At 70.7% G+C, this 24,497-nt stretch carries 23 protein-coding genes and 1 pseudogene; 14 read left to right on the forward strand and 10 right to left on the reverse strand.

Annotated elements, in window-relative coordinates; genetic code table 11:
* Positions 1-125: 125 nt before the first annotated feature.
* The 5 genes from ABD355_RS28410 (at position 126) to kstD (ending at position 7,395) form a co-directional block, all read left to right on the forward strand.
* Positions 126-2,042: an AMP-dependent synthetase/ligase gene (locus ABD355_RS28410; RefSeq protein ID WP_344403567.1), complete on the forward strand. Its 1,917-nt coding sequence runs from the start codon at positions 126-128 to the stop codon at positions 2,040-2,042.
* 125 nt (positions 2,043-2,167) lie between these two features.
* Positions 2,168-4,477 carry an MFS transporter gene (locus tag ABD355_RS28415; RefSeq protein ID WP_344403569.1) on the forward strand — a complete coding sequence of 770 codons (2,310 nt, stop codon included), beginning with the start codon at positions 2,168-2,170 and terminating at the stop codon, positions 4,475-4,477.
* A 90-nt stretch (positions 4,478-4,567) separates the two neighbouring features.
* A complete protein-coding gene (locus tag ABD355_RS28420) occupies positions 4,568-5,068 on the forward strand; it encodes a RipA family octameric membrane protein (protein WP_344403570.1) in 501 nt (166 codons plus the stop codon).
* Positions 5,065-5,364, forward strand: a complete 300-nt coding sequence (locus tag ABD355_RS28425) for a DUF7701 domain-containing protein (protein WP_344403571.1) — start codon at positions 5,065-5,067, stop codon at positions 5,362-5,364. Before ABD355_RS28420 ends, ABD355_RS28425 begins: the two co-directional genes overlap by 4 nt.
* A 240-nt stretch (positions 5,365-5,604) precedes the next feature.
* Complete coding sequence (gene kstD / locus ABD355_RS28430) at positions 5,605-7,395, forward strand: 3-oxosteroid 1-dehydrogenase (protein ID WP_344403572.1); 1,791 nt, start codon at positions 5,605-5,607, stop codon at positions 7,393-7,395.
* Here the strand turns inward: kstD and ABD355_RS28435 are convergent.
* The 3 genes from ABD355_RS28435 to ABD355_RS28445 form a co-directional block, all read right to left on the reverse strand.
* Positions 7,392-8,075 (reverse strand): class I SAM-dependent DNA methyltransferase, encoded by a 684-nt coding sequence (locus ABD355_RS28435; protein WP_344403573.1) that lies wholly within the window; start codon positions 8,073-8,075, stop codon positions 7,392-7,394. The two genes, kstD and ABD355_RS28435, sit on opposite strands and share 4 nt — an antisense overlap.
* An 87-nt stretch (positions 8,076-8,162) precedes the next feature.
* On the reverse strand, positions 8,163-8,477 hold the full coding sequence (locus ABD355_RS28440; protein WP_344403575.1) for an AzlD domain-containing protein: 315 nt from the start codon (positions 8,475-8,477) through the stop codon (positions 8,163-8,165).
* On the reverse strand, positions 8,474-9,184 hold the full coding sequence (locus tag ABD355_RS28445; RefSeq protein ID WP_344403577.1) for an AzlC family ABC transporter permease: 711 nt from the start codon (positions 9,182-9,184) through the stop codon (positions 8,474-8,476). The genes ABD355_RS28440 and ABD355_RS28445 overlap by 4 nt, the downstream gene beginning before the upstream one ends.
* Before the next feature lie 65 nt (positions 9,185-9,249).
* Between ABD355_RS28445 and ABD355_RS28450 the strand changes: the two genes are divergently transcribed.
* Positions 9,250-9,816, forward strand: coding sequence for a helix-turn-helix domain-containing protein (locus ABD355_RS28450; protein WP_344403578.1), 567 nt, complete (start codon positions 9,250-9,252; stop codon positions 9,814-9,816).
* Between the two features lie 113 nt (positions 9,817-9,929).
* Here ABD355_RS28450 and ABD355_RS28455 read toward each other — a convergent pair whose 3' ends face one another.
* A complete protein-coding gene (locus ABD355_RS28455; protein ID WP_003992177.1) occupies positions 9,930-10,133 on the reverse strand; it encodes a cold-shock protein in 204 nt (67 codons plus the stop codon).
* Positions 10,134-10,440: 307 nt separating this feature from the next.
* On the opposite strand from ABD355_RS28455, the gene ABD355_RS28460 reads away from it, so the two are divergent.
* Together ABD355_RS28460 and ABD355_RS28465 are read left to right on the forward strand one after the other, a co-directional pair.
* Positions 10,441-11,289: a menaquinone biosynthetic enzyme MqnA/MqnD family protein gene (locus ABD355_RS28460; protein WP_344403579.1), complete on the forward strand. Its 849-nt coding sequence runs from the start codon at positions 10,441-10,443 to the stop codon at positions 11,287-11,289.
* Between the two features lie 67 nt (positions 11,290-11,356).
* A complete protein-coding gene (locus tag ABD355_RS28465; RefSeq protein ID WP_344403580.1) occupies positions 11,357-13,117 on the forward strand; it encodes a serine/threonine-protein kinase in 1,761 nt (586 codons plus the stop codon).
* 12 nt (positions 13,118-13,129) lie between these two features.
* On the opposite strand, the gene ABD355_RS28470 is transcribed toward ABD355_RS28465, so the two are convergent.
* Together ABD355_RS28470 and ABD355_RS28475 are read right to left on the reverse strand one after the other, a co-directional pair.
* The gene (locus ABD355_RS28470; protein WP_344403581.1) at positions 13,130-14,200 is read right to left on the reverse strand and encodes a sugar ABC transporter substrate-binding protein; all 1,071 of its coding nucleotides are present in this window, start codon (positions 14,198-14,200) and stop codon (positions 13,130-13,132) included.
* A 204-nt stretch (positions 14,201-14,404) separates the two neighbouring features.
* Positions 14,405-16,144 carry a sigma-70 family RNA polymerase sigma factor gene (locus tag ABD355_RS28475; RefSeq protein WP_344403583.1) on the reverse strand — a complete coding sequence of 580 codons (1,740 nt, stop codon included), beginning with the start codon at positions 16,142-16,144 and terminating at the stop codon, positions 14,405-14,407.
* Between the two features lie 241 nt (positions 16,145-16,385).
* Between ABD355_RS28475 and ABD355_RS28480 the strand changes: the two genes are divergently transcribed.
* The 5 genes from ABD355_RS28480 to ABD355_RS28500 all read left to right on the forward strand — a co-directional run bounded on the left by ABD355_RS28480 (position 16,386) and on the right by ABD355_RS28500 (position 20,002).
* A complete protein-coding gene (locus tag ABD355_RS28480; RefSeq protein WP_344403584.1) occupies positions 16,386-16,799 on the forward strand; it encodes an SsgA family sporulation/cell division regulator in 414 nt (137 codons plus the stop codon).
* A gap of 43 nt (positions 16,800-16,842) precedes the next feature.
* Positions 16,843-17,469 (forward strand): prepilin peptidase, encoded by a 627-nt coding sequence (locus ABD355_RS28485; protein ID WP_344403585.1) that lies wholly within the window; start codon positions 16,843-16,845, stop codon positions 17,467-17,469.
* 49 nt (positions 17,470-17,518) lie between these two features.
* The gene (gene mqnC / locus ABD355_RS28490; RefSeq protein WP_115906557.1) at positions 17,519-18,718 is read left to right on the forward strand and encodes a cyclic dehypoxanthinyl futalosine synthase; all 1,200 of its coding nucleotides are present in this window, start codon (positions 17,519-17,521) and stop codon (positions 18,716-18,718) included.
* Positions 18,719-18,725: 7 nt separating this feature from the next.
* Complete coding sequence (locus ABD355_RS28495; protein ID WP_344403587.1) at positions 18,726-19,172, forward strand: imidazolonepropionase-like domain-containing protein; 447 nt, start codon at positions 18,726-18,728, stop codon at positions 19,170-19,172.
* Positions 19,173-19,309: 137 nt separating this feature from the next.
* A complete protein-coding gene (locus ABD355_RS28500; protein WP_344403588.1) occupies positions 19,310-20,002 on the forward strand; it encodes a demethylmenaquinone methyltransferase in 693 nt (230 codons plus the stop codon).
* A gap of 3 nt (positions 20,003-20,005) precedes the next feature.
* Here the strand turns inward: ABD355_RS28500 and ABD355_RS28505 are convergent, their stop codons facing one another.
* Together ABD355_RS28505 and ABD355_RS28510 are read right to left on the reverse strand one after the other, a co-directional pair.
* A complete protein-coding gene (locus ABD355_RS28505; RefSeq protein ID WP_344403589.1) occupies positions 20,006-20,308 on the reverse strand; it encodes a PASTA domain-containing protein in 303 nt (100 codons plus the stop codon).
* A gap of 116 nt (positions 20,309-20,424) precedes the next feature.
* Positions 20,425-20,949 (reverse strand): GNAT family N-acetyltransferase, encoded by a 525-nt coding sequence (locus tag ABD355_RS28510; protein WP_344403590.1) that lies wholly within the window; start codon positions 20,947-20,949, stop codon positions 20,425-20,427.
* A gap of 100 nt (positions 20,950-21,049) precedes the next feature.
* Here ABD355_RS28510 and ABD355_RS28515 point away from each other — a divergent pair, with 100 nt between their 5' ends.
* The gene (locus ABD355_RS28515) at positions 21,050-22,366 is read left to right on the forward strand and encodes a geranylgeranyl reductase family protein (RefSeq protein ID WP_344403591.1); all 1,317 of its coding nucleotides are present in this window, start codon (positions 21,050-21,052) and stop codon (positions 22,364-22,366) included.
* 6 nt (positions 22,367-22,372) lie between these two features.
* On the opposite strand, the pseudogene ABD355_RS44740 reads toward ABD355_RS28515, so the two are convergent.
* Positions 22,373-22,543: pseudogene (locus tag ABD355_RS44740) on the reverse strand (peptide deformylase); the annotation flags it as partial.
* A gap of 451 nt (positions 22,544-22,994) precedes the next feature.
* Complete coding sequence (locus tag ABD355_RS28520) at positions 22,995-23,786, reverse strand: C40 family peptidase (RefSeq protein WP_344403592.1); 792 nt, start codon at positions 23,784-23,786, stop codon at positions 22,995-22,997.
* Between the last annotated feature and the right edge of the window lie 711 nt (positions 23,787-24,497).

Below are 24,497 nucleotides of genomic sequence, written 5' to 3' on the forward strand. Positions count from 1 at the left end.
TGCCAGGCACGTACTATCGCGTAACCCGCGGTAACCCCGAAGCCGCACACCGCTGGTGAACGTCTCGGTACGCGCAGTACGTACAACAGCAGAGCGGTACCGAGCTGCACGCCCCAGGAGCTGCCATGTCCGTGCCCGTGCCCTACCCGTCCGCGTCCGACTACGACGGCGTCCCCCAGCTGGTGGAGCCCGAGATACGGCGGCTGGACGGCGAAGTGCGTGAGGCGTCGGTCCCGCCGCTCGTTCCGCCGCCCACGCATGGCTCGCTCGCCGACCTGCCGTTCGACAACGCGGAGGCGGCACCCGACGCCCGCGTCCTCAGCCGCCGTACCCAGGACGGGGACTGGGCGGACGTGACCGCGGCGGAGTTCGCGGAGCAGGTCCTGGCCCTCGCCAAGGGGCTGATCTCGGAAGGGCTGGTGGCCGGCGACCGTATCGCCATCATGGCGCGGACGATCTACGAGTGGACGCTCCTCGACTTCGCCGCCTGGGCCGCGGGGCTCGTCACCGTCCCCATCTACCCGACCTCCTCCGTCTACCAGACGCGTTGGATCCTCCAGGACTCCGGCGCGGTGGCGCTGGTGACGGAGACCGCCGGGCAGGCGACGGCCCTCGGCCCGGAGCTCAGCCGCCTTCCCGACCTGCGGCACATGTGGATCGTGGAGAAGGGGCACCTGGAGCGGCTGGCCGAACTCGGCGCGCCCGTGCCCGACCAGGAAGTCGCCGTACGCCGCGGCATGTTGGTCCCCGACACGCTCGCCACGGTCATCTACACCTCGGGCACCACCGGCCGCCCCAAGGGCTGTGTGCTCACGCACGGCAACTTCCTCGCCGAGGTCGACAACGCGACCGAACTCCTCTACCCCATCTTCAAGTCGAAGTCGGAAGACCCGGCCACGCTGCTCTTCCTGCCCATGTCGCACGTCTTCGGCCGCATGGTGGCGATCGCCTGTATCCGCGCCCGGGTCCGCCTGGGCCACGCCGCGAGCCTCCAGGCGGACGACCTCCTGGCCGACCTGGGCACCTTCCGGCCGACCTTTCTGCTCTGCATCCCGTACATGCTGGAGAAGGTCTACAACAACGCCCGCGCCAAGGCGGAGGTCGGCGGCCGGGTCTCCGCCTTCGACCGGGCGGCGAGCGTGGCCGTCCGCTACGGCGAGGCGATGGAGGCCCGGCACGCCGGCACCGGCTCCGGTCCGGGCGCCTCCCTGAAGGCGTCCCGCGCCTTCTACGACCCGCTCGTCTACCGGCGCATCCGCAACGCCATGGGCGGCCGCATCCGCCACATCATCTCCGGCGGCTCCCCGCTCGGCCGCCGTCTGGCCGCCTTCTACGCGGGCGCCGGCATGGAGATCTACGAGGGCTACGGCCTCACCGAGTCCACCGGCGCCGCCACGGTCACCCCGCCCCTCAAGCCCCGCCTGGGCACGGTGGGCTGGCCCATGCCCGGCACGAAGGTCCGTATCGCGGCGGACGGCGAGATCCTCCTCCAGGGCGGCCAGGTCTTCCGCGGCTACTGGGACCCGCACGGCGGGGGAGTGATCCCCTCCTCGACGGACGGCTGGTTCCCGACGGGTGACATCGGCCGCCTCGACGACGAGGGCTACCTCACGATCACCGGCCGCAAGAAGGAGATCCTGATCACGGCGGGCGGCAAGAACACGGCGCCGGCACCCCTGGAGAACTGGCTGCGCTCGCACCCCCTGATCTCCCAGTGCATGGTCGTGGGAGACCGCCGCCCCTACATCGCCGCACTCATCACCCTCGACATGGAGGGCGTCAGCCACTGGCGCCGGATGAACGGACGACACCCGGTCCCGGCGGAACTCCTCGTCGACGACGAGGAGTTGAAGGCGATTCTGCAACGCGCGGTCGACGAGGCGAACAAACTGGTCTCCCGCCCGGAGTCCATCCGCCGCTTCGTCATCGTCCCCCGGGACTTCACGGAGGAGGAGGGCCATCTGACCCCCTCGATGAAGCTGCGGCGGGAGGCCGTGATGCGGGACTTCTCTGCGGAGGTCGAGGCTCTGTACGAGCGGTGAGCCACCGCCGCTTGTGAATCTTTCGTACGCCCCGGCGGCAGCGCTTCGAAACGTTTGCGTTTCGCTGCCTTGTGCGCCTAGGTTGGTGTACGAAACGGTTTCGGACCGATGTGGGGAGCACCATCGTGGAAGTCATCCCGGCCGCCGCTGCCACCACCGTCCAGGCCGGGCCGCCCGGCCCCACCCAGGCCCCGTCGAAGCACCGCTGGTGGGCGCTGGCCGTGATCGGCCTCGCCCAGCTCATGGTCGTCCTCGACGCCACCATCGTGAACATCGCGCTGCCGTCCGCCCAGCAGGACCTGGGCTTCGACAACAACGGCCGGCAGTGGATCGTCACCGCCTACTCCCTGGCCTTCGGCAGTCTGCTGCTGCTCGGCGGCCGGCTCGCCGACCTCTTCGGCCGCAAGACCACCTTCATCGTGGGCATCGTCGGCTTCGCCGCCGCCTCCGCGGTCGGCGGTGCGGCCAATGGCTTCACCATGCTGGTCGTCGCGCGCGCGGTGCAGGGTCTGTTCGGCGCGCTGCTCGCGCCGGCCGCGCTCTCCCTGCTGACCACGACCTTCACCGAACCCAAGGAACGCGCCAGGGCGTTCGGCATATTCGGCGCCATCGCCGGCTCCGGCGCGGCCGTCGGCCTGGTCCTCGGCGGTCTGCTCACCGAGTACCTGGACTGGCGCTGGACGCTGTACGTCAACGACGCCATCGCGGTTCCGGCGCTGATCGGTGCGATCGTCCTCATCGGACGCTCGATCCCGGCCGAGCGTCCGAAGCTGGACATCCTCGGTGTCGTGCTGGTCTCCGGCGGCCTGTTCGGCATCGTCTACGGCTTCGCCAACGCGGAGACGCACGACTGGGGCAACTGGATGACCTGGGGCTTCCTGGCCGCAGGTGCCGTCCTGCTGGTGGCGTTCTTCCTCTGGCAGACCCGTGCCGAGCACCCTGTGCTGCCCCTGCGCGTCCTGGCCGACCGCGACCGCGCCGCCGCCCTGTCGACCATCCTCATCTCCTCCGCGGGGATGTTCGGCGTCTTCCTCTTCCTCACCTACTACCTGCAGTCGACGCTCGGTTACTCGCCGGTAAAGAACGGTGTGGCCTTCCTGCCGATGGTGGGCGCGCTGATGGTGCTGGCGCAGATCTCCACCAACTGGCTGGTGCCGAAGATCGGCCCCAAGATCGTCGTGCCCACCGGCATGCTGCTCGCTCTCGGCGGCATGATCTGGCTGACCCGCCTCGACCTGGACAGCAGCTACGCGGCGCATGTGCTGGGCCCGCTGCTGCTGTTGGGCGCCGGGCTCGGCATGTCGATGCCCGCGGCGATGAGCTACGCCACCCTCGGCGTCCAGGCGAGCGACCAGGGCGTGGCCTCGGCGGCGCTCAACACCACCCAGCAGGTGGGCGGTTCGATCAGTACGGCACTGCTGAACACGCTGGCCGCGACCGCCGCCACCGACTACGCCAAGGACCATCTGTCCGACCCCCTGGTCAAGGCGAACGCGGCCCTGCACAGCTACTCCGTCGCCTACTGGTGGTCGGCCGGGTTCTTCGCCTTCGCCGCGGTCGTCACGGCCCTGCTGTTCCGCGCGAAGAGGAAGGCGAGCGAGCCCGCGGAACAGGCCGAGACGCAGGTCGAGGCCCCTGACCCGGACGGTGCTGTGGCGGTGACCGCGGCCCGTACGGACGCGGCCGTCATCCGCGGGCAGGTGCGCAACGGCACGGGCGTCCCCGTTGCCCGCACCGCGATCACCCTCCTGGACGCGTCGGGCCGCCAACTGGCCCGCGCCGTCTCCCGCGAGGACGGCAGCTACGCGGTGGACACCGCCGAGCGCGGCAGCCTCGTCCTCATCGGCTCGGCACCCGGCTACCAGCCGCAGGTCGTCACGCTGACCCTGAACGGCCAACCGGTCTCCCACGACTTCGTGATCCTGCCCAGCCCGGGCGGCCTGACCGGCACGGTCTACGGCGGCGACGGCGAGGTCCTGCCCGGCGCGCTGGTGGTGGTCACCGACCAGCGCGGTGATGTGACGGCCTCCACCACCACCGCCACGGACGGCGCTTACGGCATCGGCGACCTGCTCCCCGGCGACTACACGCTCAGCGTCAGCGCCCCCGGCCATCGCCCGGCCGCCGTCCCGGCCACGGTCACCGCCGACACCGCCCGCTGCGACATCCGGCTCGTCGTGGCCGCGACCCTGCGGGGCACGGTGCGCACCCCGGACGGGCGGGCGCTGGACGACGCCCGGGTCTCCCTGATCGACGCCGCCGGCAATGTCGTGGGGACCCGCACCACGAGCGTCGATGGCAGCTACGCCTTCACCGATCTCTCCAGCGAGCAGTACACCGTGATCGCCAGCGGCTACCCGCCGGTGGCCACCCAGGTCACGCTGAACGGCAGCCAGGAGGGCGTCGACATCCGGCTCGGCCACAAGGAGGCCTAGAGCCGGCCCACCGACCCCCATACGGCAGGCGGCTGGGGAGGGGCGTGCCGGCAAGGTTAGAGGCAACTTCCGTCAGGGCATCAGGAGTTGGTGACGTCCGAACCGTCCGGCCCCGGCGGGGACCCCGCCCGTGCGGGAGCGCCCGACCTCGCACCGGAACTCCTCGACCTCTACAAGATGGCCGTCGAGATGTCGGACCGCGTCTCCGCCCGGCGCGGCGCCGCGAACGCGTTCTTCCTCTCCGTCCAGACCGCATTCATCGGCGCGCTGGGCATCACCGCCACGGAAAACCGGAATGTGCCGTGGTGGGCCGCGCTCGTACTGACGCTCGCCGGAATCTCCATCTCCCTCGTCTGGTGGCTCCAGTTGCGCAGTTACCGCGTGCTCAACCATGCGAAATTCGACATCATCAATGCCGTCGAACCGCGGCTCCCCCTCCAGATATTCAGCCAGGAGTGGGAGATACTGACGGGGAATCCGGACGGACCGTGGTGGACCAGGTACACCGAGTTGGGTTCCACCGAACGGAAAGTCCCCTGGGTATTTGCGGCATTGCACGCAGGTCTGTTCATCGGCATACTCTGCACGTGAGTTATCTGCGCGCGGACGCCGGTCTCATCCGCGAACTTCTGCCGCCGGAGGCCCGGCCCCCGTCGGACGCCGACGGCCTGTTCCTTTTCTATGCCGTTCTCATGCGCGCCAAGGGGGAACTGGTCACCGCGGCCGATGTCCACGACGCCTGGGCCGCCTGGATGGAGAGCCGGGATCCGGGCCATGCCGCAATCGTCCCGTTCGACGAGCTCTCCCGGACCACCCAGCGCGAGGACGAGCCCTACGTCCAGGCCATCCAGGCCGCGGCCCGGGTCCGGTCGAAAGACGGGTCCTGAGGAGGACGACAGGCGCGCCCTGAAAAAGGGCGGCAATGAGCGGCCCAGCTCTTTCGGCCGCCTATTCCCTTCGCTGTCGGGCGGGCATTCCAAAATCCCATTCGCCGCCGACCGCCGGAATTGCTCGTACCGCTTCTGCCTCCGCCCTTGACTTCCCAAGACCCCCGCGCCACATTCCCACCCCGCACCTCCGCACCTGCGCAACTCACCCCACCCCTCGTCCGGTTGGAGCGACCTGCCATGGTCACGAGCGCGGAACCCGCAAGAGGTACGGCACGACCCACCCGGAGGCAGGTGCTCGGTACCGCGGGCGCCACCGGTCTCGCCCTGGCCGTCGGCGCGGGCCCCGGCACCAGGACGGCCACCGCCGCCGACCTGCCCCTCCTCGGCACCTATGACGTCGTCGTCATCGGCTCCGGCGCGGCCGGCATGACCGCCGCGCTCACGGCGGCCAAGCAGGGCCTGAGCACCGTCGTGGTCGAGAAGGCCCCCACCTTCGGCGGATCCGCCGCTCGTTCGGGTGCCGGTATCTGGATCCCCAACAATCCCGTGATCCTCGCCGCCGGTGTCCCGGACACCCCCGCCAAGGCCGCCGCCTACCTCGCCGCGGTCGTCGGCCCGGACGTACCCGTGGCCCGGCAGAACGCCTTCCTCGCCCACGGCCCCGCGATGATCTCCTTCGTCATGGCCAACAGCCCGCTGCGCTTCCGCTGGATGGAGGGGTACAGCGACTACTACCCGGAACTGCCGGGCGGTCTGCCGGGCGGCCGGTCCATCGAGCCCGACCAGTTCGACGGCAACCTCCTCGGCGCCGAACTCGCTCATCTCAATCCGCCGTACATGCAAGTCCCTTCCGGAATGGTCGTGTTCAGCGCCGACTACAAGTGGCTCGCCCTCGCCGCCGTGAGCGTCAAGGGCGCCGCCGTCGCCGCCGAGTGCCTGGCGCGCGGCACGAAGGCGGCGGTGCTGGGGCAGACGCCGTTGACGATGGGGCAGTCGCTGGCCGCCGGGTTGCGCAAGGGGCTGCTGGACGCGGGCGTCCCCGTCCGGCTGGGCACCCCGCTCACCGACCTGTTCGTCGAGAGCGGTGCCGTCACCGGGGCGGTGGTCACGAAGGACGGTGCCCCCGGGCTGGTACGCGCCCGCCGTGCCGTGGTCGTCGGCTCCGGCGGCTTCGAGCACAACGGGGCCATGCGTGCCCAGTACCAGCGGCAGCCCATCGGGACGGAGTGGACGGTCGGAGCGAAGGAGAACACCGGCGACGGCATCCGGGCGGGACGACAACTGGGCGCCGCACTCGCCCTCATGGACGACGCCTGGTGGGGACCGGCCATCCCGCTCCCCGGCCAGCCCTACTTCTGCCTCGCCGAACGCACCCTTCCCGGCGGCCTCCTCGTCAACGCGGCGGGCTCCCGCTTCGTCAACGAGGCCGGCCCCTACAGCGACGTCGTCCACACCATGTACGACCGCAACCCCACCGACCCGGACATCCCGGCCTGGCTGATCGTCGACCAGAACTACCGCGACCGGTACCTGTTCAAGGACGTCGCCCCGACCCTCACCTTCCCCGACGACTGGTACGGCTCGGGCGCGGCGCACAAGGCCTGGACCCTCGACGCCCTCGCCGCCTCCGTCGGTGTTCCCGCCGCGGCCCTGCGGGCCACGGTCGACCGCTTCAACTCCCTTGCCCTCAAAGGGGCCGACAGCGACTTCCACCGCGGCGACAGCGCGTACGACCACTACTACACGGACCCCTCCGTCCTCCCCAACTCCTGCCTCGCACCCCTGTGGCTGCCCCCGTACTACGCCTTCCGCATCGTCCCCGGCGACCTCGGGACGAAGGGCGGGCTGGTCACGGACGCCCGGGCGCGGGTGCTGCGGCCGGACGGCTCGGTGATCCCCGGCCTGTACGCCGCCGGGAACGCCAGCGCCGCCGTCATGGGACACAGCTACGCCGGGGCCGGGTCGACGATCGGCCCCGCGATGACGTTCGGGTACATCGCGGCGCTGGACATCGCCGGGGCGCTCTAGGAGGCCGCCACCGCCGGCTTCCGGGCTATGAGGAAGGCCTGCGGGGAGGTCTCCTCCAGGCTTTCCTCCGGTTCCCGCACCGTCTGCGAGAGGAGTGTGAAGCCGGCGTCCGTCAACAGCCCGATCATCTCCTCCGGTCGCCGGCGCAGGAAGGTCAGCGAGACCGGGCGGCCCCAGGGGCGGTCGTGGTGGCGGTGCTCGTCGCCCGCCTGGAAGCCGACCAGGAGATGGCCGCCGGGTGCGAGCACCCTGTGGAACTCGGCGAACAGGGCGGGCAGTTCCTCCGCAGGGGTGTGGATGGAGGAGTACCAGGAGAGCGCCCCGGCCAGCGTCCCGTCGGGAATGTCCAGGTCCAGCATGGAGCCCTGCTCGAAACGCAGCGCCGGGCTCTCGCGGCGGGCGACCGCCAGCATCGACTCCGACAGGTCGATGCCGAAGACGTCCAGTCCGAGCGAGGCGAGACGGGCCGTCGTCCGGCCGGGACCGCACCCCAGGTCGGCCACCGGCCCCTCGCCGCCCACGAGTTCGGCGAACACCTCGAGTATGGCCCGCTCCAGCGGCCTGCCCGCGAGCTCCCGCTCGAACCGGGCGGCGTAGTCCTCGGCCACGGCGTCGTAGAACGTCCGGGTGCCGGTGAGGAAGTCAGGTTCGGGCGCGGTCGCGTCGAGGCTCTCGGTCATGCTCAAAACCGTAGCGACCACCACTGACAATCGACCCTCGGCGAATGGGGCGCCATCCCCCTCGCCGACCTCCTCGGCCACCCCCGCTCACCCCACCCCCAGCGCCCGCAGCACCGCCGCCGTCCCCGCAGCCGCCAGTACCACCACCGCGAACGGTGCCCTTCGCCACGCCAGCACGCCCCCGACGAGGACCCCGGCCGGGCGGGCCCAGCCCGCGAAGCCGCCGCTCTCCGTCAGTGCGCCCGTCGCCAGCAGGGCGGCCAGCAGCACGACCGCGCCCGCCGACAGCAGCTCCTGGACGCGCGCCGGCAGCTCCACGCGCCCGTGCAGCGCCGGACCGACCAGCCGGAAGGCGTACGTCCCGACCGTCAGGGCCAGGATCACCGCGACCGTGGCGTTCATGAGGAGGCCCCCTTGCGGCCGTGCAGGACAAGCCCTGCCAGCGCCAGCAGCACCGGCACCCCCGCCGGGACGGCCGGCGTCACCGCGAGGGCCAGCGCGGCGCCGAGCAGCGCTGACCGCCGTATCCGGGCGTCCGCACGCAGGGTGGGCAGCACCAGGGCCACCAGCACCGCGGGGAAGGCCGCGTCCAGGCCGTACGTCGCCGTGTCGCCCAGCGCGCCCCCGGCCAGCGCCCCGGCCAGGACACCCACGTTCCATACGACGAACAGGCCGATCCCCGAAACCCAGAACGCCTTCCGCCGCCGTACCGGATCGGCCTGGGCCAGGGCGAAGGCCACCGTCTCGTCGGTGACGAGGTGGGCGCCGATCAGGCGGGTGAGGCGGCCCGGCCCGAGGGTGTCGGCGATCGCGAGGCTGAAGGCGGCCGTGCGGGTGTTGAGGAGCAGGCCGGTGGCCGCCGCGGCGATCGGGCCGCCGCCGGCCAGCATGACTCCGACCGCGCTGAACTGGGCGGAGCCCGCGTAGACCACGAGGGACATCACCACCGGCACCCACACCGGCAGACCCCCGGCCACGGCGATCGCGCCGAAGGAGACACCGACGATGCCGCTCGCGAGCCAGACGAGGGAGGCATCGCGGATCAGGTCCCGCGGCGGGCCGGGAATCGATGGGCCGGGCCCAGGGGGCGTTCGCCGTACCGTACGCATGTTCTCTAGAATGAACAGGAGAAGCGCTGTTCGTCAAGGCGAACGGTCGTACCGATGGAGCGAACATGACGTCCGATCTGCCACCGCGGCTTCCCCTGGACTGGATCGCGGCCGCGCTGCGGCGCGAGCGCAACCGTGCCGGGTTGTCCCTCTCCGAACTGGCCAAACGGGCCGGGATCGCGAAGTCGACGTTGTCGCAGCTGGAGGGCGGGAGCGGAAACCCCAGCGTGGAGACCCTGTGGGCGCTGGGAGTGGCCCTGGGGGTGCCCTTCAGTGTGCTGGTGGAGCCGCCCGCCCCCGCCGTGCACGTGATCCGGGCGGGAGAGGGACCGGTCGTGGCCTCCGAACGGGCGGACTACCGGGCCACCCTGCTCTCCGCGAGCCCGCCCGGCGCCCGGCGTGACATCTACCACCTGCGCGCGGAGCCCGGCCCCGCCCGAGAGTCGGAGCCCCACATCCCGGGCACGGTGGAGCATCTGATCGTGAGCACCGGCAGGGTGAAGGCCGGTCCGGCGGGGGAGGCCGAGGAACTCGGGCCCGGGGACTACATGACGTATCGCGGGGACGTGCCGCACTCGTACGAGGCACTGGCGCCCGGGACGACGTTCGTGCTGGTCATGCAGCATGTGTGAGCCGTACAGGTGAGTACGGGGAAAAGGCAGGAGCCCCGCTGCCTTGCGGCGCGGGGCTCCTTGGGTACTGCTCTCAGTTCCGGATCAAAGCACCAGGCTCCGAGACCGAATGATCAGACGGGGGTGACGTTCTCCGCCTGCGGGCCCTTCGGGCCCTGGGTCACGTCGAAGGAGACCTGCTGGTTCTCCTCCAGCGAGCGGAAGCCGCTCGCGTTGATGGCGGAGTAGTGGACGAAGACGTCCGGGCCGCCACCTTCCTGGGCGATGAAGCCAAAGCCCTTTTCGGCGTTGAACCACTTCACGGTTCCGGTAGCCATAAGCCCTCCTTGGGCCCAAAGGGTTGCCCTGCTCCAGAACCTGCAAGTGTGAAAACAGTGCCGCACAACTGCATACGTCTGAAAACGACGAGAGCCCGCGGTTACATGCTCCGCAGGCTCTGTACTGCAAGGGAAACCAAACTGCAACTTGCGGCGAGCCTAGCACGCGGGCAGCCGAAAGCAATAGAGGGCAAGATCACGTCACTCGGACGTTTGAAGGTCTCGCGGTGGGATTGACGTGACACCGGTGACGGCGCCGCACCACCCTGAAGGCTGCACCGTACCTCATAGGGTCTAGCCTCGCGATGTGGACAATTCTCGCACCCGGCCGCGCGTCGGCCACATCCAGTTCCTGAACTGCCTGCCCCTGTACTGGGGGCTCGCGAGAACGGGCACGCTCCTCGACTTCGAGCTCACCAAGGACACCCCGGAGAAGCTCAGCGAGCAGCTGGTGCAGGGTGACCTCGACATCGCGCCCATCACCCTCGTCGAGTTCCTCCGCAACGCCGACGACCTGGTCGCCTTCCCCGACATTGCGGTCGGCTGCGACGGCCCCGTCATGTCCTGCGTGATCGTCTCGCAGGTCCCGCTGGACCAGCTGGACGGCCGCCGGGTCGCCCTCGGCTCGACCTCGCGCACCTCCGTCCGCCTCGCCCAGCTGCTGTTCGCCGAGCGCTACGGCGTCCGGCCCGACTACTACACCTGCCCGCCCGACCTCAGCCTGATGATGCAGGAGGCCGACGCGGCCGTACTCATCGGGGACGCGGCACTGCGGGCGAACCTGCACGACGGGCCGCGCTTCGGCCTTCAGGTGCACGACCTCGGCACGCTCTGGAAGGAGTGGACCGGGCTGCCGTTCGTCTTCGCGGTCTGGGCGGCCCGGCGCGACTACCTGGAGCGCGAGCCGCTCATCACCCGCAAGGTCCACGAGGCCTTCCTCGCCTCCCGCGACCTCTCCCTGGAGGAGGTCGGCAAGGTCGCCGAGCAGGCGGCCCGCTGGGAGGCGTTCGACGAGCGGGTCCTGGAGCAGTACTTCACGACGCTGGACTTCCGCTTCGGCGGGCCGCAGCTGGCCGCGGTCGCCGAGTTCGCCCGGCGGGTCGGGCCGACGACCGGGTTCCCGGCCGACGTGAAGGTGGATCTGCTGCAGCCGTAAGCCGTACGGGAACGGCGCACTACCCTTTTCTCGTCGTTACGGGGGATACGGGGGAGGGGTGGACGCCATGCAGCCGCTCGGAGCCGACGAGCCCACCGTCGTGGGGCCCTACCGGCTGCTCGGCCGGCTCGGCTCCGGCGGGATGGGCCGCGTCTACCTGGGCCGCAGCGCCGGGGGCCGCACGGTCGCGGTCAAGATCGTGCACCCGCACTTCGCGCTCGACGAGGAGTTCCGCGCCCGCTTCCGCCGCGAGGTGGAGGCCGCGCGGCGGGTGGGCGGCGCGTGGACGGCTCCGGTGCTCGACGCGGACCCCACGGCGGCTGTCCCCTGGGTGGCCACGGCGTATGCGGCGGGCCCGTCGCTGGCGGCGGCGGTCGCGGACGGCGGCCCGCTGCCGGCTCATTCGGTACGGGCGCTGGGTGCCGGGCTGGCGGAGGCGCTGGCGGCGGTGCACGAACTGGGCCTGGTGCACCGGGACGTGAAGCCGTCCAACGTTCTGCTGACGCTCGACGGCCCGCTGCTGATCGACTTCGGCATCGCGCGGGCGACGGACGGTACGGCGTCCCTGACGTCGACCGGCGTGTCCATCGGTTCGCCCGGTTACATGTCGCCCGAGCAGATCCTCGGGAAGGGGGCCACGGGGGCGGCCGACGTCTTCTCGCTGGGCGCGGTGCTGGCGTATGCGGCGACCGGGGAGCCGCCGTTCCCCGGGGACTCGTCCGCTGCGCTGCTCTACAAGGTCGTCCACGAGGAGCCCGAACTCGGCTCGCTGGGCGGTGAGTTGCGGGCCGTGGTGGAGGCATGCCTGGTCAAGGAGCCGGGGCGGCGGCCGACGCCCGGTGAGGTGGCACGGCGGCTGGCTCCCGAGGGGGCGGCCCGGCTGGTGGCGGGCGGGTGGCTGCCGGGGACGCTGGTGGAACAGGTGAGCCGCAGCGTCGTGAAGCTGCTGAACCTGGAGGCGGGGGACGAGGCACCCTCGGGGCCGGTGGGGTTCAGCAGCCCCTCCGTCGGGGATGCGGTGACGGCGGGTGGAGAAGGGGCCGGGCGGGCGACGGTGGGTGAGTTCGGGCCTGCGCCGGTGATGCCGGGGGCCGCGGCTTTCTCCGCCCCCTCGGTTTCCGCGCCTGCTGTTCCTGTCCCTGCCGCTCCTGTCTCTGCCGTTGACGCACCTCCCGCTCACGTGCCCGAGCCGCGGGACGCGCCTCCCGTCGAGCAGAGTCCCGGCAGGCTTTCCGTGTCCCTTGCGGCGACGTCCGCGCCGGGGGAGAGCGGGCGCGGACGGCGGCTGAGCTGCACGGTGGCGCTGGCGGTCGCGGGGGCGTTGGCGGCCGTGACGGTGGGGTCGATGTTCGTGTTCGACCTGTTGCCGGGCGGCGGTGAGGACAACGCGGGCGGTTCAAGCAGCGGTGCGTACTCCCCACCGCCGGGCGCCACGTCGAGCGCCTCCCCCACCGCCGCCGACGGCGCCACCGGGTCCGCCGTGCCGGCCGGCTACCTCGGCACCTGGGAGGGCCAGGGCCTCGTCCTCGACGGCGCCCTGCCCGCGGGCACCTTCCGGGTCACGGTCCATCAGGCGGGCGTGGGCGAGGAGTTGGGCCGAGTCCGGCAGACCGACCAGCTCGGGGGCGTCTGCAACGACGTACTGACCCTGAAGAAGGTGACGAAGCAGGAACTCGTCACGACGTCGGTGGGCGCCAAGACCAACCACGCCGGGTGCAACCCGGTGGCGCACACGGTGCGGCTGGCCCGGGTGGGCAACGACCTCAAGTACATCTCGGACAGCGACGCGGAAGGCAAGCCCACGGCGCGGATGTCGAAGGTCGAATAGACGAAGCACAGGTCAGCGGTTGTTGCCCCAGAGGGACGTGTCGTCGCTCCTGAGACTGGGAACCCCGCCGTAGGTGCCGCCGTCCGCGGTCACCAGCGGGGCGGGGAGCTGGTCCTCCAGCACACCCTTGCGGACCTGGACGATCGTACTGTCGTGGTCGGTCCGGCCCGGCTTGAACGTCTTGCCTTCGATCGCCGCCTTCAGATAGGAGAGGGCGTACTTCGCATAGAGGTCGGCGGGCTGGGAGACCGTGGCGTCGATCTCGCCCTGGGCGATGCTCTCGAGTTCCCTGGGGGTGCCGTCGTTGGAGACCACGAACACGTGCTTGGCGTCCTTGGGGCCGACCAGCAGACCCTGCTGCCGGAGCACCTGGAGGGTGCCCGAGAGTGCGGAGCTGGCCTGCATGTAGACGCCCTTGATGTCCGGGTGGGCGGTGAGATCCGTCTGCAGCTTCCGGGCCGCGACCGCCCCGTCCCAGTTGGTCGCCTCGCCGAAGACCTGGATCCCGGGGTAGTTCTTCTTCATGCACCCGTTGAACCCCTCGGTGCGGTCCCGGGCATTGATCGAGGCGAGGTCGCCCTCGAGCATGACGACCTTGCCCTTGCCGCCGAGCTCGGTGCCGAGGAACCGGCAGGCCTTCTCGCCGTACGCACGGTTGTCGGCGCGGACGATCATGTAGACGTGGCCGGTGTCAGGGCGGGTGTCCAGGGTGACCACGGGGATCTTCTGGGCGGACAACTGCCGCAGGACGGGCCCGATCGCGCCGGTGCTCTGCGGAGCCATCGCCACGCCCTTCACCCCGTGGATGATGAGCGTCTGCACGTCGGCGGCGAGGTTGCCGACGTCGTTCTGCGAGTTGGTCGTCTCCAGCCTCAGGCCGAGTTCCTTGGCGAACCGAGGGGTGTACTCGATGTACGAGGTCCAGAAGTCGGTGTCGGAGCGGGGATAGTCGACGCCCACCACCGGGGCCCCGTGCGCGCCGCCCCCCGGTTCGGCACCGGAGCCGCCGCAGGCGCTGAGTGCGGCGACGGCGAGGACGGTGACGGCGCCGAGGCCGGGATGTCCGAGGCAGCGGGTCTTCACGGCGGGCTCTCCTCGCGGACGGTTTCATGCCGGAGATCAGGCCCGGGGGCGGATCGGTGGCCCGTGCATGCCGCCGTGGTTTCCGCTGCTCATCAGGCCTCCTCGCCCCCACTGTAGACGTCGCGCCCGCCCGGTCGGCGGGTGCGCGGCGGGCACACCGTGCACCTGAGCCGTGGGTGAGGGGGCCTCTCGGCCTTGGCGCGTCTACTCCGAGCCGTGCCCCGCGCCGCCGTGCGGGTTACCGCAGTCGTCTCCGGGCGGTGTGGGGACCGATGGGGCGGCGGGCCCGGAGCCGGACGGGGGCTCGTTCCCGGTGGGGCCGGGCGTGGTCGGTGTCGGGTCCTGGGCGGGCGGTGCGACGGGGGGCTGGTCGGTGTCGTCCGCAGGGGGAGCGGGGTCTCGAACAGGCCCGGGCTCCACGGGAGTCGGGTTCTCGGGCTGCGGTGCGGGCGCGCTCGGGGCCCCGGGTTCGGGGGTGTCCTCGGTCGGAGGTGCCGGAGTCTGCGGGGGCTGTTCGGTCGGGGCCGGGGGCTCCGGGTACGGGCCGGTGGGCATGGGAGGGGATTCCGGGGACGGGTCGGTGGATGGGGGCGGGGTCTTCGGGTCCTCGTCCGAACCGCCCGTCTTCGGGGGAGCCGGGTCCTTGCCCTTCGGCGCGGGCTTGGTCGGCTTCTTCGGCTCCTTCGGTTCCTTCGGTGCGGGCTTGGTGGGCGGAGGTGTGTCGGTCGTGCTGCTCCCGGGCGTGTTCCCCCTCGGAGCCGGGGTGGGCCCATCGGCATCATGGGGCTTCGGTACGGCCGGTGCGGTGCTGCCGGTGCCGGCCGTACGCGCCCGTTGGCTGCCCTGAACGCCGGCCGCGTGAGCCGGCGTACCGCCCTTCTTCGGTGCCTCGTTCCGCGGGCCCTTCGACGGCGGCCCCGCCGGCGTTCCGGCCACCGGGACCTGAGCCGCCGGTGCGTCGGCCACCGGAGTGCGCTGGGCCGGGATCCGGCCGGTGTCGGCCGGGCCGAGGACGAGCAGGAGCGCGGCGGCGCCCGCCACGACCGCCCCGGCGACCGCTGCCACCTGGGTCTTCGAACCGCCGACGGCCACTTGGCGCACTCCGTGGAGCAGCCCGCCGTGCCCGCCGGCCGCGGTCGCCGCACCGGCCGGTCCGGCGGTCAGGGCGAGCAGGAACTTGCCCGCACCGCCCACCGCGAACACGAGAAGTGCCGGTCCGACGAGCGCGGGCAGCCGGTCGTTGGCGCTCATCAGGGCGGCCAGCCGAGCCCGGCAGTCGTCGCACGCGTCCACATGCCCGAGCAGCCGCTCGGACTGCTTCGCCGTCGCCGCACCCCGTACGTACGCGGGCATCCTCGCCCAGTACACCTGGCAGGCAGGGTCGTCGGGCGCACCGGTCTGCGTCCGCAGGAACGCCTGCCGCATACCTTCCCGGGCCCGGTGCAACAGCACCGCCGTGGCACCCTCCTTGGTCCCGAGCTGCGGACCGATCGCGGCCAGCGGCTGCCCCTCCGCCTCGGCCAGCCACAGCGCCTTCACCCACCGCTCGGGCAACTGCCCCAGCACCCGTACCACCAGGTCGACGGAGGACACCCGCTCGGCGGGGTCGTCCGTGTGGGGGTGAGCGTCCGTCTCGACCCGCTCCTCGCCGTGCGGGTCCCGCGGCGTCTCGCGCACCGCGCTCCCGGCGGCGATCGCAAGGTGGCGCACCGTGGTCATCAGATACGCCGGCACGTTGTCGATCTCGTGCCCCGCGGCCAGCCGCCGCCACACCCGGAAGTGCGCCTCGGCGACGAGGTCTTCGGCGGTCCAGGCGTTCCGGGTGAGCGAGCGGGCGTAGGCGACGAGTCGCGGCTGCTGTTCCTCGTAGATCCGGGCATACGCGGCCGTGGCGGCGGGGGACGCGGAAGCCGGTGCGGACACTGCAGTGGAACCGTCGGACATGGCGGAACGCTCCAGTTGCCTACTACTGAGGGCGGGGAAGATTTTGTAAGCCTAGATGGCAAAAGTTTCAATCAAAGTTGCGGCGTATCGCCGATGTGGCGCACGTCACGGGAGTTGTTTTCTGTTGCGGCGTAATGCCTGCGTCCCGATGGGGCTCCCAAGAGGTGGACAGGCCCAACGGGCCGATGCGCAACCCGACATGCTCGAAATGCTCTACATGCCCGAAAAGGGAGCCCCCCTCGTGTACATAGCCCTGGAGCAGCCCACCGGCGCCCACCTGCTCACCCCCGACCAGGAGGAGCTGGCGGTGCCCGTCACCCTCCGATATCTCTCCGACGACCCGCTGGCGGTCCATTTCGTCTTCCCGGCCTGGATCTCTCTCGACGAGGAGGAGGTGACCTGGACCTTCGCCCGCAGCCTCCTCGAGGAGGGCCTGGGCGGCCCCGCGGGTCTCGGCACGGTACGGCTCCGCCCGTACGGCCCGGCCCACACCGTCGTGGAACTCCACGCCCCGCAGGGCATTGCGGCGGTCCGCTTCGACACCAGAGCGCTGCATCGCTTCCTGCTCCGCTCCTACACGGTCACCGAGCCGGGCGGCGAGCCCCTGGAACCGGCCCTCGACCGGGGGCTCGCCTCTCTGTTCGGCGCTGTGTGAGGCTGGGGGCCACGGTTTCGCAGGCCAACCACCCCGGGGACGGATGGAGTTGCTGATCGCCGTCGCCGCGCTCTGGGGCGCGGCAGCAGGGGCGCTGCTGCCGAGGGCCGCCCACCGGTTCTCCGTGCAGCCGTACGGCACAGGCGCCGCCGCCCTCACCACCGCCTTCGTCTGTGCCGCCCTCGCAGCCGCCACCGGCACCCGACCCGAACTCGGCGTCTGGCTGCTGCTCGGGCCCCTGGGGGTGCTGTTGGCGGTCGTCGACGTGAGGGTGCAGCGGCTGCCCGACGTTCTGACGCTGCCGCTCGCGGGCGCCGCCCTCGTGCTGCTCGGGGTGGTGGCGCTGCTGCCCGAGCGCGCCGGCGACTGGACGACCACGCTGTACGGCGCCCTCGCGCTCGGAGGGTTCTTCCTGGTGCTGTTCCTCATCGATCCGGGCGGCATCGGTCTCGGGAACGTCAAGCTGGCGCTCGGGTCGGGCGCCGCCCTCGGGTGGTACGGCTGGCCGACGCTCATGCTCGGCACCCTCGCCGCGTTCCTGCTCGGAGCGCTGTACGGGGGTGCACTCGCCGTCGCGGGGCGGGCCGGACGCAGGTCGGCCGTGGCGTTCGGGCCGTTCCTGCTCGGCGGGGCGTTTCTCGGGCTGCTGATCGGGGCGTACACGGCCTGACGTAGGCTGGGCTGGTCTGTCCACAACCCTTGACGAAAGGGACGCCCCGGTGACCGAGAAGGCCGACCTTCAGTCCGTCCTCGACCGTGCCGCGGCGGGTGGCCGGATCACCCCCGAAGAGGCACTCGACCTCTACCGCGACGCGCCGCTGCATGCGCTGGGCGCCGCCGCCGACGCCGTACGCCGCCGTAAGTACGCCGGCACCGAGCACATCGCGACGTACATCATCGAGCGCAACATCAACTACACGAACGTATGTGTCACGGCGTGCAAGTTCTGCGCCTTCTACGCGGCCCCCAAGGACACGGCGAAGGGCTGGACGCGGGATCTGGACGACATCCTGCGGCGCTGCGCGGAGACCGTCGAACTCGGCGGCACCCAGATCATGTTCCAGGGCGGGCACCACCCGGACTACGGCGTCGAGTACTACGAGAAGCACTTCGCCGCCATCAAGAAGGAGTTCCCGCAGCTCGTCATCCACAGCCTGGGGGCGAGCGAGGTCGAGCACATGGCCCGGATCTCCAAGGTGAGCGTGGAGGAGGCCATCTCCCGTATTCACGCCGCCGGGCTCGACTCCTTCGCGGGCGCGGGCGCAGAACTGCTCCCCGAGCGGCCGCGCAAGGCCATCGCTCCTCTCAAGGAGTCCGGCGAGCGCTGGCTGGAGATCATGGAGACCGCACACCGCCTGGGTGTCGAGTCGACGTCCACCATGCTCATGGGCACGGGCGAGACCAACGCGGAGCGCATCGAGCACCTGCGGATGATCCGTGACGTACAGGACCGGACGGGCGGCTTCCGCGCCTTCATCCCGTACACCTACCAGCCCGAGAACAACCATCTGAAGGGCCGCACCCAGGCCACGCTCTTCGAGTACCTGCGGATGATCGCCATCGCGCGGCTGTTCATGGACAACGTCCAGCACATCCAGGGGTCCTGGCTGACCACCGGCAAGGAGGTCGGGCAGCTGTCCCTGCACTACGGCGCCGACGACCTCGGCTCGATCATGCTGGAGGAGAACGTCGTCTCCTCGGCCGGTGCCAAGCACCGCTCCAACCGGCTCGAGATCATCGACCTGATCAGGAAGGCGGGGCGCGTTCCCGCCCAGCGGACCACGACGTACGAGCACATCGTCGTCCACGACGACCCGGCGAACGACCCGGTCGACGAGCGGGTGATGTCGCACATCTCGTCCACGGCGATCGCGGGCGGCACCGCGCATCCCGAGCTGAAGCTGCTGGCCTCCAACTGACGTACCGGTGCTGACGATCCACGCGGCGGACGAGGTCCGCACCGGCCGGGACGCCCCACCGATCGAGGACGGAGCCGTGGCGGTCGAGGGGAACCTGATCGCCGCGGTGGGTCCGCTGGAAGCGGTCCGGGAGCGGTTTCCGCTGGCGCGGGTGCGGAGTTGGCCGGGCGTCCTGGAGCCCGGGCGCCTCCACGAAGGTCTGCTTCCCGACGCCCCGAGCCCGCGCGAGCGTATTCACGCGGTGCTGAAGTCGGGCGCCGTGGCGATCCTCGCACAGTACGCCGGCTCACCCGAACTGCGGGCGGCGGCCGACCGGAACGATGTCCTCGTCGTGTCCGGTCCGGTGCCTTCGGTGCTGGTCGAGTCCGGCCGGGCCGACCTCGCCGTGTTCGACGAAACCGGCGCGTGCATCGCGACGGTCTGCGCGGGGCGCCTCGTCCACAGGCGCCGTTAGCGCCGGACCGGCCTCCTCGCCGGCTTGCTGTGCCTCGGGTACGCCGTGATCCTGCGCCACCGCCCGCCCCCAAGAAGAAGAAGCCCAGGCTCCTCCCCTGAGCGGGCAGCCGCGGGCCGTGCTGCAAGAATGGCGGCGTGACCCGCGCTTCCCTGAACAAGCAGCCGCACGAAGTCGCCTCGATGTTCGACGACGTGGCGGAACGGTACGACCTCACGAACGACGTGCTGTCGCTCGGCCAGGACCGGGTGTGGCGCAAGGAGGTGGCCCGGGCGGTCGACGCCCGGCCCGCGCAGAAGATCCTGGACCTGGCCGCCGGCACGGCCACGTCCTCGCTGCCCTTCGCCCGCACGGGCGCGTACGTCGTCCCCTGCGACTTCTCCCTCGGCATGCTCCAGGTCGGCAAGAAGAAGCACCCCTGGCTGCCGCTGACCGCGGGCGACGCGACGAAGCTGCCGTTCAAGGACGACACCTTCGACGCCGTCACGATCTCCTTCGGCCTGCGCAACGTGCAGGACTTCGACGCCGCCCTGCGCGAGCTGTACCGGGTGACGAGGCCCGGCGGGCGCGTGGTGATCTGCGAGTTCTCGCACCCGACCTGGGCGCCCTTCCGCACGGTCTACTCCGAATACCTGATGCGCGCCCTGCCGCCGGTGGCCCGCGCGGTCTCCTCGAACCCGGAGGCCTACGTCTATCTCGCCGAATCCATCCGCGCCTGGCCGGACCAGCCCGCGCTGGCCGAGCACCTGCAGAAGGCCGGCTGGTCGAAGGTGGCGTGGCGGAACCTGACGGGCGGGGTCGTGGCCCTGCACCGCGGTTTCAAGGGCTGACGCTCAGGCGGAGCTGACGACGTACGGGTCGCCCGGCTCGTCCAGCTCGCGCTGCAGCCCGCCGGTGGGGGGCCTCGGGATGCGCGGCTCGCGCACGCCTCCGCCGCCCTCTCCCTCGCCGAAGTCGAACCACACGTAGATCACGGAGTCCCGCGGCACCTCCGCATTGGGCTGCGGGTACTGCCGTACGACGTACTCGACCACGGTCTGGTGGAAGTCGGGGCGGTCCGGCGCATTCAGGAAGAGGCCGGTCGCCTCCGCCGTCTTGCGCGCGTCCATGGCCATCAGTCCGACCAGCCGTGGCACGCGTACCTCGGGTGTTTTGGGTGTTATTCGCACAGATGTCACCCCCAGCGGTACTGGAAGGGTAACCGCACGGGGGTGTCGACCGGAAGCGCCAAGTGTCTTTCTGTAGCAGTCGGTTACTGTACGTGACCGCTTTGGAGCTGGAGCCGGAAGCAGAGGGCGTCCTCCTGGAACCGGGGGTGCAGGAAGGTCTCCGCCGGTTCCATGCCGAGCCGCCGGGTGACCGCGATGGACCGCTCGTTCCCGGGCCTGACCATCGCCACCACGCTCGGCACGCCCACCGCCCTGAGCCGTTCCAGCGTCATCTGCGCGGCCGCGGTGGCATATCCCTTGCCCCAGAAGTCCCGCCCGAGCCGCCAGCCGATCTCGATCTCGCCCGTGGGGCCCCAGTCCCGCGGCCACGGCTGGGCGCCCGTGAAGCCCATGACCCGCCCCAACTCGTCGACCATGGTCCACAGACAGAAGCCGAGCTCCGCGTCATGTCTGCGCTGCCGGGCGGTGAGCTCCTCGTAGACGGAGAGCTCGGCGGATTTCCCGCCGTGGAACTCCATGACGTCCGGGTCGTCGAAGACCCGGTGCCAGGCGACCGCGTCCTCGTCGGTGGGGACGCGCAGCCGTACTACGGGGAGAGCTCGGTTCACGAGGGCAGCCCTTCAGCCTGGTGATCAATTCTGCTGAATAGACTGCCTGTGTCCAGTGCCCCTCGGCACAGAGATTTATCGAACTTGGGGAGATCCCGCCGTGACCGTCGTGACCGAGCCCCACTCCGAGCCCTCCCCCGAGCCCTTCTCCGAGAACACCGCCGATGTGATCGTCGTGGGCGCGGGCCCGGCCGGTTCCACGACGGCGTACCACCTCGCCAAGTCCGGCCTCGACGTGCTGCTGCTGGAGAAGACCGAGTTCCCGCGCGAGAAGGTCTGCGGCGACGGTCTGACCCCGCGCGCCGTGAAGCAGCTCGTGGCGATGGGCATCGACGTCTCCGAGGAGGCCGGCTGGCTGCGCAACAAGGGCCTGCGCATCATCGGCGGCGGCGTCCGCCTCCAGCTGGACTGGCCGGATCTCGCCTCCTTCCCGGACTACGGCCTCGTCCGCAAGCGCGACGACTTCGACGAGCAGCTCGCCCGCAACGCCCAGAAGGCGGGCGCCCGGCTCTTCGAGCGCTGCAACGTCGGCGCCCCGATCATCGACGACCGCACCGGCCGTATCACCGGCGTGCACGCCAAGCTCGGTGAGGAGAAGCGCGAAGTCACCTTCCACGCCCCGCTCGTGGTCGCCGCCGACGGCAACTCGACCCGCCTGTCGCTGGCGATGGGCCTGCACCGCCGCGAGGACCGCCCGATGGGCGTCGCGGTGCGCACGTACTTCGAGTCGCCCCGCCACGACGACGACTACCTGGAGTCCTGGCTGGAACTCTGGGACCGCCGAGGCCCCCAGGACCGCCTGCTCCCCGGCTACGGCTGGATCTTCGGCATGGGCGACGGCACCTCCAACGTCGGCCTGGGCGTGCTGAACACCTCCGACTCCTTCAAGGAGCTCGACTGGCGCGAGGTCCTCAAGGCCTGGTGCGCCTCCATGCCGGAGGACTGGGGCTACACCCCGGAAAACATGACCGGGCCGATCCGCGGCGCCGCCCTCCCGATGGCCTTCAACCGCCAGCCGCACTACACCAGGGGCCTGCTCCTGGTCGGCGACGCCGGCGGCCTGGTGAACCCCTTCAACGGCGAGGGCATCGCCTACGCCATGGAGTCCGGCCAGATCGCCGCCGACGTCATCGTCCAGGCCCACGCCCGCCCGACCCCCGCGAGCCGCGAACTCGCCCTGCAGCGCTACCCGCGCGTCCTCAAGGACACCTACGGCGGGTACTACACGCTGGGCCGCGCCTTCGTGAAGCTCATCGGCAACCCGAAGGTCATGAAGATCGCGGCCCAGCGCGGTCTGACCCACCCCATGCTGATGAAGTTCACCCTCAAGCTGCTGGCGAACCTGACGGACCCGACCGGCGGCGACGCGATGGACCGCATCATCAACGGGCTGAGCAGGGTGGCCCCCAAGGCGTGACCAGCTGCTGAGAGCCTCCACGTTGGCGGCCCGGCGCGCGAACCCCTCGTCGCGCCGGTCCGCCACTTTTTTGAGGCGTCCTTCCGCCCCCGCTTGGACAGCCGGTCCAGTAGCCCGGCCGTTGCGGTGGCCGGTCTCGTGCGCCGGGCAGCGCGCGAAGGACCCCGTGCCCTCGACAGTGCAAAACGGCCAAGGATTGCACCAAGGACGAGATCGTCGCCGGGCTGTGGGTCCAGCTGAAGGACGGTCTCAGTGACTCGGGCAGGACGACCCTGAGGGACGAGGACCGCCTCGGCTGGTTCATGGACCCGGCGGTGACGGTCTCGGCGGCACGAACCCGCAGAACCGCGAACAGCTCCTCATCCACCCGACGGGCGGTCAACGCCCCCTGGGCGCGGACAATTCGGACGCCGAGCCGTGCGGCATCCGGGAGCTGTACCGGTCGCCGGAGACGGAGGCCCTGAAGCGGGTCGACGAACTGCGCCACAGGCTCGGCCTGCCCAACACCTTCGACCTGGGACAGACCCGCCCGGCACGGACCCGGCGCAACGGACGGAGGGGCCGCTGCCCCCGAGCGGCTGCGGCCCTTCCGTGCGTCCGTGCAGCACGTGTTGTGCTGCGGGGTGCGTCAGAGCACCCGCACCGCGCCGGTCGGCGGGTCGTAGGAGAGCGGCCTCTCGACCACACCGGTGGAGGGGTTCTGCGCGCCGACGAACATGCCGTCGCCGACGTACACCGCCACGTGGTACGCGCTGCCCGCGCTGCCCCAGTACAGGATGTCGCCCGGCTGCAGGTTGCTCAGCGAGACCTGGGTGCCGGCGGTCGACTGGTCCTGCGAGACCCGCGGCAGGCTGATGCCGATCTGCTTGAAGGCAGTCTGCACCAGACCCGAGCAGTCGTAAGCGGAGGAACCGGTCGCACCGGACACATACGCCTTACCGACCTGAGCCTTGACGAAGTTGACGATCGCGGCGGCCGAACCGGTGGCCGTGGACGTCGAGGTGCTCGTCGTGGCGGCGAGGGTGGTCCGCTCCGCGCTGCGGGAAGCGGCCTGCTCGGCGGCTGCCTTGCGAGCGGCCTCGGCCTGCTGCTTGGCCTCGGCCTTCTTCTTCGCCTCCGCGAGGTCCGCCTTGGCCTGCTTCGCGGCGTTTGCGGCGGCCGCGTCACGCTCGGCCTGCAGCTCGTAGTTCGCGGCTGCCTGCTGCGTGGCCTCCGCGGACTGGGCGACCTGAGTGGCCAGATCGGCCGTCAGGGTGGGCAGTTGCAGGGTCTGCGTGGTCTCGGCGGCGCTCGCCGAGGCCGACGCGCCTGCGGCAGCCATGCTGAGGACGCCACCGGCAACTCCGGCGCGCACTGCGAGACTCGTGGTCGCGCTGCGGCGGGGCTTCCGGTGGCTGCGTATGTGAGCGGTGTGGGACATGAGGACAACGGGTATCAGGGGCTCCTCCATACCTTCAAGAAACGTGTGGTGCGCCACAGTTGTTCAGCCGACGGCCCGAATTCCGGGCGGCTCACTCTTTATTGACGCCGTAACGGACATTGCGGACACGGCCCATCGGGCCTGTGATCACGGCGTTTCATGATTACGCCCGAATTGCCCCGCGCCTACCACTGGTTGGGGCAGGTGGCCAAGCCCCGTTCTCAGGCGGCTCTCATGGTGTGGCGGAGGTCACGCAACGGTCACGGCAATGTGCGCGTCTCGCGCGAAGATCACGACCCGATTGCGCTCGCGTCACGGCCGGGTCCCGCTCGTGAATGCGTGCACGCGTCCACACCGGACCGCACACTCCCCCTGATGTGTGAACGCGGCGCACTATCAGGACATCTCGTCCAACACCAATTTGCATGCAAGGGAAGTCTCTTGATATTGAGACGCCCCTCCCGAGCTGCACCGACGAGCGAAAATGTCACCTCTGGTGATCACTTGGACGCTTCGCGTACGAAGATCACCGCTCATCCGACTTCATGATCCTTCATCAGGTGGTGGAGATCACAAAGCTTGTGCAATACCCCGTGTCGCAGATCACAGAGCGGCGGGCATAAGATGCGAGGCAGTTGGGCTTGTGACCTGCTTCACATGTTCTCGATCTTCGCCGGGACCGGCGGGGTTGGAGAGACGTATGAGGTTGGT

It is taken from the genome of Streptomyces longisporus, from assembly GCF_039532765.1.
Lineage (GTDB): Bacteria > Actinomycetota > Actinomycetes > Streptomycetales > Streptomycetaceae > Streptomyces > Streptomyces longisporus.